The following is an 8,590-nucleotide window of genomic DNA, read 5'->3' as shown; positions in this document are numbered from 1 at the left end:
TCTTGGCATCCAGGTTGTCGCGACTGATGCCAGCGAAGCGATGGTTCGTCGGACTGCGGAGTTGTCTGAGGAGTTCGGTGCATCTGTCCGGACAGTGCGGGCGGACTGGGAAGAGTTGCCCGACCATTTTGATGACGTCACCTTCGACATGGTGTTCTGCGTTGGCAACTCGCTGCATCATGCCGTGGGCGCGAGGGGCAGGGTTGCTGCTCTGAAGTCGATGTCACGGCTTCTGCGCCGTGGCGGGCGCTTGGTGCTCACCTCCCGCACGTGGGAACTGGTGAGGGCCAGAGGTTCCCGACTGGACATACGTGACCGACTCGTCCGCCGGAACGGTCGCGATGCCGTCGTGGTCTACCGCTGGGAGATTGCACCGCTTTGGGAGGAGGAGCACCACATCGAGATCGCGGTCGCGCAAGTTGATGCGGCTGGGTCGGTTCTTGTCCACTCGGAACTGCTGTCGTGCTGGCCCTACCGGTACGACGAACTCGAAGCCGAGTTGCACCAGGTCGGACTTCGGATGGAAATGAGCACGTTCAATCCTGAGGCCGAGAACTACACGGTGGTGGCGAGCAAATTGTAGAAATCGGGCTTAATTACCCGGAAAGCCGGTTTAAGTCATTCGCTCACAGTATGAGCGTGCGTTAGGCCTACCAGATCCGGTCGTGTTCCCTACTTCCGGAAGTACTAAGTGCTCAGCTGTGCCGTGATCGCCGTACGCGCCCGTTCAGGGCCGTTGACCTGCAATTCATGGAATTTGACTGCAGTTCAGGTCGGTCCGAGGACTCCTTTTGTGTGAACATGGTCCGAACATTGCGCTGACCTGAACAAACGCAACCCTTGCAGGTTGCTGCGGGTCTGTTGGAGGCAGTTGGATGCCGTTCAGGGCGGTTGAACGCACCCAGATGCTCCCAATCTGCTCCTCGCGTATGGTCCCCCAGCGACCTCATCGGTTCGTCGGCAACAGCGACGTTGATCAAAACACGCGCATGTCGGCAGCCGCCAACGTCGTCGGAAGCGTTCGGTCAGCGGCCACCGCGAGGAGGTCGTCCAGGGCTTCGAGGATGGGGAACCGGCGATCAGGGAACGGCTCGCACGCAGTGATCGCACGAGCTCACGTGCAGGCACTTGCAGGAACGTCACGTAGAGCAGTGCGCCGAGGATGCCGCCGATGTAGATCGGAATCTGGTGGTTCTCCATCTGCGACACCGGGTTGCGCGTGTGCTGAGCCCTGTTCGTTTCGGCCTCATCCTTGCTGATGGTGCCGGGCGGTGAGTCGCCGCGGTCTGGTGCCCATCAGCACGAGCAGCTGCCTTGAGGGCAGGCGTGCTTGGACTTGCGGCGGTGGTGGACGAACCACAGCAGACCCGCAAGCGCGAAGAGGACCGCTGACACCACGAGCAAGCCGGTGGTCGCCGCCGCGACACCGGCACCGGTGAGCAGCCCGAGCGGGATGAGCAACGGCAGTGCACAGCAACCGATGCAGGCGATCGCGGCGAGGTAGGCGATGACCTTGCTGCGTTTCGGCGGTCCTGACGCCTTGTTCTCGGTGTGGACGGGGAGGTGGACCGCGCCGGCACCGGGCTTGGCGGGGGTGCTCATGTGAGGCCTTTCGTGACGGCGGTGAGCTCGATGAAGGGGATCGGGCAGTCGCGGCAGGTGCAGTTGGTCAGGCTGTCGCAGCGGGCGTCGATGACCCTCACGAGCTCCTGGCGGATCGTGTTCAGGTCTTCCAGCCGGCGGTCGACCTCGTCGAGCTTGGCCTGCGCGCGGGCCTGGAGGTCGGGGGTGGGGTGGCGGTGCCTACCGGTGTCGAGGAGCTCGGCGACCTCGTCGAGGGTGAAACCGAGCCGTTGGGCCGTCTTGACGACGCGGAGCAGGGCGACGGAGTTCTCGTCGTAGTCGCGGTGGCCGCCCAGTGAGCGCTGCGGTTCGGGCAGAAGGCCTCGCCGCTCGTAGTAGCGCAGGGTCTGGACGTTCACTCCGGCTGCTGCCGCCAATTCGCCTGACTTCATCGCTGTTCTTCGTTCATGCTCGTGCTGCCTCGGCTTGGGCGGCCAGGCCGTCGAGTACGAATTCCTTGTCGCTGGGCACCCGGACGTCGACGATCACCTCATCCCCTTCGCGACTCACGGTGAAGTCGAAGAACGAGCAGCACTCGGCCTCTCTCGCGGTCAGATCCCGCGCGCCGGCTTCGACGTCGGCGCCGCCGGCCAGGTGAAGGCGCAGCCAGCCCGGCTCCTCGCGACGCAACCCGCGTAACGATGAGGCGAACAGTGCATCGAACTCGGCGAGCCGAATCGGTTGATCGGTGGTCGGCAGGATGCACGCCTCCGCGTCCACCCACCCGACGGCCGGTGCGCTCGTCGCCGAGCCGCGGGATGGCCCGCAGCCGCACCCCGTACCCGGCTCGGTCGCCATCAGAGTTGCGGCGGCCTCGAACACGGCCCGCAGGGTCGGCTCCGGCTGCGCACCAACGGCCGTGGCCACCTGGGCACCGCCCACGATCGCGAACAACCTCGGCGTGGACGCCACCGCGAACTTGGACACCAGCTGAGGATTCTCGTCCGCGTTGACCTTCACGAGCCGCACGTTCGGTGCGAACTCGGCCTCCAGCTCGTCGAGGACCGGGGCGATCCGTCGGCAGTTGCCGCACCACGTCGCGTAGAACTCCACGACTACAGGTACCGGTGAAAGCTCTACCTCCTGCTCGAACGTCGCATCGGTGACCAGTACCGCCATGTCGCACACCTCCGAAGCCCTCATCCAGCACCGACACCCGCAACGCTAAGCCTGTACCCAGGTACCGAATTCAACGAGACCTGCGTCACAGCGGCTGTTTCGGCGCACACTGGATACGTGGACACCCAGGCGGTTCACGACGACTTCGAACGAGCACGCGCGACGTTTCGTGCGTTGCTCGACGGTGCAGGCCATGAGGAGCTGCGACGCCGCTCGAACGGCACGCTTTGGAACAACCGGCAGCTGCTCTTCCACATGCTGCTCGGATTTTTGATCATGCGAGCGCTGCTGGCGCTGGCCCGGATCATGGCGCGACTACCTCGCTGGGCCGGGCGTGCGTGGGCGAGGCTGCTCGACGCCGGTGCCAAGCCGTTCGACGTCGTCAACTTCGCAGGCTCCTGGCTCGGCGGCAGCCTCATGCCTCGTAGGTACATGGTGGCCTTGGCTGACAGCACCATCGCCGCGTTGCACCGGCGTTTGGACCGTGAAGACGACAGCAGCCTTGCCCGGGGCATGCCCTACCCGACTCGCTGGGACCCGTGTTTCCGCGAGTTCATGACACTGGCGGACCTGTACCGCTTCCCGGTGCAGCACTTCGACTTCCACCGCGACCAGCTTTCGCTCACCTGAGGAGGCGCCGCACCACGTATGCGGCGTCCCAGCCAACGCCACGCAAGGTGGCGGACGAAAGGCTGCGCTGCCATTCGAGGCCGACGAAACCAAGACCGCGGTGCAGGCGGGAGACGCCTCGGTGGTGCTCGGTGCCCAGTTCGTCCAGGTACGGCAGATCGGGTCGATAGCCGGTGGCCAGGATGATCGTGTCGATGTGTTCGCGCTGCTCATCCGGCCAGATGACCTTCGAGCCCTCCAAGGCGGTGAACATCTGCCTGCGGTCCGGGCGTTGCCGGTCGAGTGCGCTGCGGTAGCGGCCGGTGTCGAGCACCGGAGTGGTGAAGCCGTCGGGGAGCCAGGGGCCGATCGGGAGGTGGTCGAGGCGGGTGCGGTCGAGCCAGAAGTGCAGGTCGCGGCCGAACGGGCGTTGAGCGGAGAACTTCACGGGCTTGCGGGTCGCGAGGGTGACGTGAGCGTGCTCAGCGAGTTCCGCGGCGATTTGGACGGCCGAGTTTCCGGCGCCGACCACGATGACGCGCTGGCCCTCGAACGGTTCGGGGGAGCGGTACTGCGCGGCGTGCAGGACGGTGCCGGGGAACTCCTCGAGACCGGGCAGAGCTGGTCGGTGCGGGTTGCCGAACCCACCGGTCGCGGCGATGACGAGCGGCGCGATGTAGGTCGCACCGTCAGCAGAGGTCACACGATATTCGTTGTCGTGCACGACTTGCGTGACGCGCCGGCCAGTGCGGATGTCAGCGTTGAGGCGCTCGGCGTAGGCGCTCAGGTAGGCGACGACCTCGTCGCGGTGCGGATAGCGCTCGGGATCGCCGGGGAACCGCAGGCCGGGCAGGGAGCTGTACCCGGCCGGCGAGAACAAGGTCAGGCTGTCGTAGTAATGCGGCCAGGATCCGACAGGGTCGCCGCCTGCTTCGAGCACGAGCGGGTGAAGCCCTCGTGCGGCAAGGGCGTGGGCGGTGGCGAGGCCGGACTGTCCGGCGCCGATGACGATGGCGTCGTGGCTGTTCATGGGCACCTCGAAGTAGCCGGCGCCGAGCACGGCGACGGAGGAGTGGGTTGGGCAGGTACTAGTTGGCGGTTCGGCGTTCGAGGAAGACGGTGTCGCGCCACACGCCGTGGTGTTGCGCGATGCGTTCGCGGACGCCGAGGGTGCGGAAGCCCGCAGAGTGGTGCAGGGCGAGGCTGGCGCGGTTCTCGGGGAAGATCGAGGTCTGCAACGTCCAGAGGCCGCTTTCGTCGGCGGCGTTGACCTGCTTGTGCACCAACGCTTTGCCGACGCCGCGACCTCGGAAGTCCGCGCCCACGTAGACGGAGGTCTCGGCGACACCGGCGTAGCAGTCCCGCGTGGACACGGCGGTCACGGCGGCCCAGCCTGCGACCTGGCCGTCGATCTCGGCGATCCAGCGGTGGTCCGGGAGCCACTTGGCGTCGAGCGCCCTGCGCAGGGGCACCTCGGTTTCGAAGGTCGCGTCACCGGTGGCGATGCCTTCACCGTAGATGCGGCGCACGGCGTTCCAGTCCGAGATCTCCAACGGACGCACCACGACGTCTGCCGGGAGGTTGTCCGGGCAGCACGGGCGCGGTGCGAGCACGCCCATGACGACGTCGGCCGCGTGGGGCAGGCCGGTGCAGCAGGACGGGTTCACGCTGACGTGCGTCGCGGTGCCTTCCTTGTGCTGGCGCAGGAAGCCGACCTCGACGAGCTTGCGCACGTGGTGTGAGCAGGTGGACTGGCTGATGCCGAGCAACTCGGTCAGTTCACCGACGGTCATCGAGCGTGCCGCGGTGGCGACGGCGTGCAGCAGTCGCACGCGGGTCGGTTCGGCGAGGCAGGCGAACCAGTCGGCGTAGGTCGCGGCGTCGTCACCGGGCAGTACGGCGGGCGCGGCCGCTGTGGTCGTCATGGGTGAAGTATCGACGCAGATCGATGGTTGCGTCAATCGATCCGGATCGATAGAGTCTGCCGTGTTGATTTGAGATCCATCGATACAAGGGGTGTGCGGTGAGCGAGTTTCCAGTCGTCGTGGTGGGTGCCGGACCTGCGGGTTTGTCCGCGGCGGCGAACCTGGTCGAACGGGGCGAGCAGGTGCTCGTGCTGGAGGCGGGCGATCGCGCCGGTGCGGCCGTGTCGCAGTGGAACCACGTTCGGCTGTTCTCGCGGTGGAGCGAGCTCGTCGACCCGGCGGCCGAGCGGCTGCTGAAGCAGGCCGGCTGGGTGCGTCCGGACGGAGACGGCTACCCGACCGGTGGGGAGTGGGTGGAGAGCTACCTGCGGCCGCTCGCCGAGGTCCTGGGTGACCGGGTGCGGTTGGGTGCGCGAGTGGTGGGCGTGGCACGGCGCGGGCGGGACCGGATCGTGGATGCCGGACGCGAGGACGAGCCGCTGACCGTGCACGTGCGGAGCGCCGAGGGCGAGGAGCGGATCACGGCGCGCGCTGTGATCGACGCTTCCGGCACGTGGGGCTTGCCGAACCCGCTGGGCGGAGACGGGCTCCCCGCAGTGGGGGAGCAGGGCGCTGCCGAGAAGATCACCTACCGGGTGCCGGACCTCGTGGCCGAACGCGCTCGCTACGCGGGCAGGCGGATCGCGGTCGCGGGCAGTGGGCACTCCGCTCTCACCGCGCTGGTCGCGCTGGCCGAACTCGCGGAGCAGGAGCCCGGCACGAAGATCGTGTGGCTGCTGCGTCGCGGTGCCGTCGGCAACGCCTTCGGCGGAGGCGACGCTGATCAGCTGCCTGCGCGCGGTGCGTTGGGTCTGCGGGCGAAGAAGGCTGTTGAGGCCGGGTACGTCGAGACCGCCACGGGGTTCCGCACCGCTGCGATCGAACGCGTGGCGGACGGCAGCCTCACGCTGGAGTCGTTCGACGGTCACCAGGTCGAGGGCATCGACGAGATCGTGGTGCTGACCGGGTTCCGTCCTGATCTGTCGTGGCTCTCAGAGGTCCGGCTCGACCTGGACCCGGTGCTGCAGGCGCCGACGAAGCTCGCGCCGCTCATCGACCCCAACGTGCACTCGTGCGGCACCGTCTACCCGCACGGTGAGGCCGAGCTGCGCCACCCCGAGCCGAACGTCTACCTGGTCGGCATGAAGAGCTACGGACGGGCGCCGACGTTCCTGTCGCTCACGGGGTACGAGCAGGCGAGGTCTGTCGTGGCCGCGATCGCCGGCGACCACGAGGCGGCCGGGCGCGTCGAACTGGTGCTGCCCGAGACCGGGGTGTGCGGTGGCGCCGGGGTGTTCGACGCGCCGCAGGAGCAGAAGAACGAGGGTGGGTGCTGCGGCGCTCCGGAGGCGGTCGACGTGACGATCGGTCTCGCCGCCAGTGCGCGTTGACACGACGGCGCATCCCGGCACTGACGCCGGCTGCGCCGCGTGTTGATCGTGCTGTGCACTACCGAGATCATCAGCTGGGGGATCCTCTACTACGCGTTCCCCGTGCTGCTGCCGACGATAAGCTCGCAGACCGGGTGGCCGCAGGCAGCGATCACCGCGGGCTTCTCGGCGAGTCAGGTCGTCGCGTGCCGGCGCTGATCATGCTCGCGACCGCGCGGTTGTTGGCGTGGTTCGCGGTCGCGTAGTTGCTGATCGGTGTCGCGATGGCCGGGGGTGTTCTACACGCCCGCCTTCGCCGCGCTCACCCGCTGGTACGGGCGAGGCGGGTGTCGGCGCTGACCGCGCTCACGTTGGTGGCGGGCCTGGCCGGCACGGTGTTCGCACCGTTGACCGTCGTGCTCAACACGCACCTGGACTGGCGGGGGACCTACCTGGTGCTGGCTGGAACCCTTGCGGTCACGACGATTCCGCTGCACCTGTTCGGGCTGCGGTTGCCGTGGCCGGAGATCGAGCACGAGGCGGAGCACCGTCCGTCCGCAGTGCTCGCAGGCGTCGCACGCGGGATCTTCACGCTCGTGCAGGCAACGGCGATCACCGACCGCCGGGGCGCTGTCCACTGCGGACAGTTGAGCGGACTGCTCGCCGTGCCGGTGATGTTCACCGCGGCGATCGCGCCGTGAGCGGGCAGTGTCATGGCGGCGTGGCTCGGGGGATACCCGGCGGTGTTCGTGGTGCTGGGAGTGATCGGGGTGCTGGCGGCCGCGTTGTCGACCGCCGGCGTCCCGCGTCAGTCGAGCAGTTCGGCGACCAGGCCGCGCACGCGACGGTCGATCTCGTCGCGGATCGGACGGACCGAGTCGACGCCCTGGCCCGCCGGGTCCTCGAGCTGCCAGTCGAGGTAGCGCTTGCCGGGGAAGACGGGGCAGGTGTCACCGCAGCCCATGGTGATCACGACGTCGGAGGCTTCGACGTCCTCGGTCGTGAGCTTCGAGGGGACCTCGGCGGTGATGTCCAGGCCCCACTCGGCGAGCGCGTCGGCAGCGGCCGGGTTGACCTTCTCGGCGGGTGCCGAACCGGCCGAACGGACCGCGATCCTGCCCATGCCGTAGTGCTGCAGCAGTGCCGCGGCCATCTGGGAGCGACCGGCGTTGTGCACGCAGACGAACAGCACTTCGGGGGTCTTCGACACGTCGATCTCCTCCTGGCGAGCATTTCCTTGGTTCGATAATGCCCGATCCAGGTGAACGGTTGGTGGCACGACTTCCTCACGTCACGTACAGGCACGGGCCGCCTACGAAGAGTGCGCCGCAGGCGGTGAACCAAATGCCTTCGACATCAGTCGCCCCGCAGTTCGGACAGCAGGCTTCTGGCGCGGCGGTCGATGTCGTCGTGGATTCGTGTCGTTCGCGGCCTCGGATACCGGTTCAACGTGCCGCCGGCGGGGGCACGTCACCGGACGTTCATCAGGTTTGATGAACATGTCACCATGGCGAAGACAGACCTGGATGCGCGGAAGGAGGCGCTGGTGGCGGTGCCTGACGAATCGGCTTCCGCCGCGCGTCTCTTCAAAGCTCTCGCGGATCCCATCCGGGTGCAGCTGGTCGTGCTCGTGAGGCAGGCGGCTACCGGTGAGGCGTGCTTCTGCGACCTCGCCGACAAGTTCGACATGCCCCAGTCCTCACTGAGCCATCACTTGAAAATCCTGGTCAACGCCGGTGTGCTGCAGCGCGAACGACGCGGCACGTGGAGCTGGTACCGCCTCGACCACGACGTGTTCGGCACCATGGAACAGCTCCTGCGCCCTGGCGGCCCGCTGCGCGACGAGCCCGCTTCCCACTGCGACTGACCTGTCTCCGGCCGTGCATCGCATCAGCCTGAGCTGAT

The 8,590-nt window shown here is 67.4% G+C and carries 12 protein-coding genes; 6 read left to right on the top strand and 6 right to left on the bottom strand.

The features are described 5' to 3' along the window. Nucleotides 1-583, top strand: a 583-nt coding sequence (locus BLQ91_RS33165; RefSeq protein ID WP_090103380.1) for a class I SAM-dependent methyltransferase, incomplete at its 5' end; no start/stop codon positions are given. Nucleotides 584-1,296: 713 nt separating this feature from the next. On the opposite strand, the gene BLQ91_RS33160 is transcribed toward BLQ91_RS33165, so the two are convergent. From BLQ91_RS33160 to BLQ91_RS42240, 3 genes are read right to left on the bottom strand one after another with little or no spacing between them, the layout of a single operon-like run. Then, the gene (locus BLQ91_RS33160) at nt 1,297-1,602 is read right to left on the bottom strand and encodes a hypothetical protein (protein ID WP_090103340.1); all 306 of its coding nucleotides are present in this window, start codon (nt 1,600-1,602) and stop codon (nt 1,297-1,299) included. Continuing rightward, a complete protein-coding gene (locus BLQ91_RS33155) occupies nt 1,599-2,015 on the bottom strand; it encodes a MerR family transcriptional regulator (RefSeq protein ID WP_090103338.1) in 417 nt (138 codons plus the stop codon). The genes BLQ91_RS33160 and BLQ91_RS33155 overlap by 4 nt, the downstream gene beginning before the upstream one ends. A gap of 13 nt (nt 2,016-2,028) precedes the next feature. After that, on the bottom strand, nt 2,029-2,742 hold the full coding sequence (locus tag BLQ91_RS42240) for a thioredoxin family protein (RefSeq protein ID WP_218130490.1): 714 nt from the start codon (nt 2,740-2,742) through the stop codon (nt 2,029-2,031). Between the two features lie 117 nt (nt 2,743-2,859). Here BLQ91_RS42240 and BLQ91_RS33140 point away from each other — a divergent pair, with 117 nt between their 5' ends. Beyond that, entirely contained in the window at nt 2,860-3,372 is a 513-nt protein-coding gene (locus BLQ91_RS33140; RefSeq protein ID WP_090103336.1) for a DinB family protein, read from the top strand. Here BLQ91_RS33140 and BLQ91_RS33135 read toward each other — a convergent pair. Together BLQ91_RS33135 and BLQ91_RS33130 are read right to left on the bottom strand one after the other, a co-directional pair. Further along, nucleotides 3,365-4,381, bottom strand: coding sequence for a flavin-containing monooxygenase (locus BLQ91_RS33135; RefSeq protein WP_090103376.1), 1,017 nt, complete (start codon nt 4,379-4,381; stop codon nt 3,365-3,367). The genes BLQ91_RS33140 and BLQ91_RS33135 overlap by 8 nt on opposite strands. Before the next feature lie 58 nt (nt 4,382-4,439). After that, nucleotides 4,440-5,276 carry a helix-turn-helix domain-containing GNAT family N-acetyltransferase gene (locus tag BLQ91_RS33130; RefSeq protein ID WP_090103334.1) on the bottom strand — a complete coding sequence of 279 codons (837 nt, stop codon included), beginning with the start codon at nt 5,274-5,276 and terminating at the stop codon, nt 4,440-4,442. Between the two features lie 98 nt (nt 5,277-5,374). Between BLQ91_RS33130 and BLQ91_RS33125 the strand changes: the two genes are divergently transcribed. The 3 genes from BLQ91_RS33125 to BLQ91_RS43065 all read left to right on the top strand — a co-directional run bounded on the left by BLQ91_RS33125 (nt 5,375) and on the right by BLQ91_RS43065 (nt 7,386). Further along, nucleotides 5,375-6,706 carry an FAD-dependent oxidoreductase gene (locus tag BLQ91_RS33125; protein ID WP_090103332.1) on the top strand — a complete coding sequence of 444 codons (1,332 nt, stop codon included), beginning with the start codon at nt 5,375-5,377 and terminating at the stop codon, nt 6,704-6,706. Nucleotides 6,707-6,745: 39 nt separating this feature from the next. Next, nucleotides 6,746-6,904 (top strand): hypothetical protein, encoded by a 159-nt coding sequence (locus BLQ91_RS43070; protein WP_245734012.1) that lies wholly within the window; start codon nt 6,746-6,748, stop codon nt 6,902-6,904. Between the two features lie 128 nt (nt 6,905-7,032). After that, nucleotides 7,033-7,386: an MFS transporter gene (locus BLQ91_RS43065; protein WP_245734009.1), complete on the top strand. Its 354-nt coding sequence runs from the start codon at nt 7,033-7,035 to the stop codon at nt 7,384-7,386. A 107-nt stretch (nt 7,387-7,493) separates the two neighbouring features. Here the strand turns inward: BLQ91_RS43065 and BLQ91_RS33115 are convergent, their stop codons facing one another. Further along, on the bottom strand, nt 7,494-7,895 hold the full coding sequence (locus BLQ91_RS33115; RefSeq protein ID WP_090103330.1) for an arsenate-mycothiol transferase ArsC: 402 nt from the start codon (nt 7,893-7,895) through the stop codon (nt 7,494-7,496). Nucleotides 7,896-8,192: 297 nt separating this feature from the next. Here BLQ91_RS33115 and BLQ91_RS33110 point away from each other — a divergent pair, with 297 nt between their 5' ends. Continuing rightward, complete coding sequence (locus BLQ91_RS33110) at nt 8,193-8,552, top strand: ArsR/SmtB family transcription factor (RefSeq protein WP_090103328.1); 360 nt, start codon at nt 8,193-8,195, stop codon at nt 8,550-8,552. The last annotated feature ends 38 nt before the right edge of the window (nt 8,553-8,590 follow it).

Source organism: Lentzea jiangxiensis (assembly GCF_900104175.1).
Classification (GTDB): Bacteria; Actinomycetota; Actinomycetes; order Mycobacteriales; family Pseudonocardiaceae; genus Lentzea; species Lentzea jiangxiensis.
This window is presented reverse-complemented; position numbering and strand designations above follow the sequence as displayed.

Bases quoted from the DNA above. Each gene is read 5' to 3' on its own strand.
- BLQ91_RS42240 (WP_218130490.1), bottom strand. From the start codon at position 2,742: ATGGCGGTACTGGTCACCGATGCGACGTTCGAGCAGGAGGTAGAGCTT.
- BLQ91_RS33155 (WP_090103338.1), bottom strand. From the start codon at position 2,015: ATGAAGTCAGGCGAATTGGCGGCAGCAGCCGGAGTGAACGTCCAGACC.
- BLQ91_RS33160 (WP_090103340.1), bottom strand. From the start codon at position 1,602: ATGAGCACCCCCGCCAAGCCCGGTGCCGGCGCGGTCCACCTCCCCGTC.
- BLQ91_RS33130 (WP_090103334.1), bottom strand. From the start codon at position 5,276: ATGACGACCACAGCGGCCGCGCCCGCCGTACTGCCCGGTGACGACGCC.
- BLQ91_RS33135 (WP_090103376.1), bottom strand. From the start codon at position 4,381: ATGAACAGCCACGACGCCATCGTCATCGGCGCCGGACAGTCCGGCCTC.
- BLQ91_RS33110 (WP_090103328.1), top strand. From the start codon at position 8,193: ATGGCGAAGACAGACCTGGATGCGCGGAAGGAGGCGCTGGTGGCGGTG.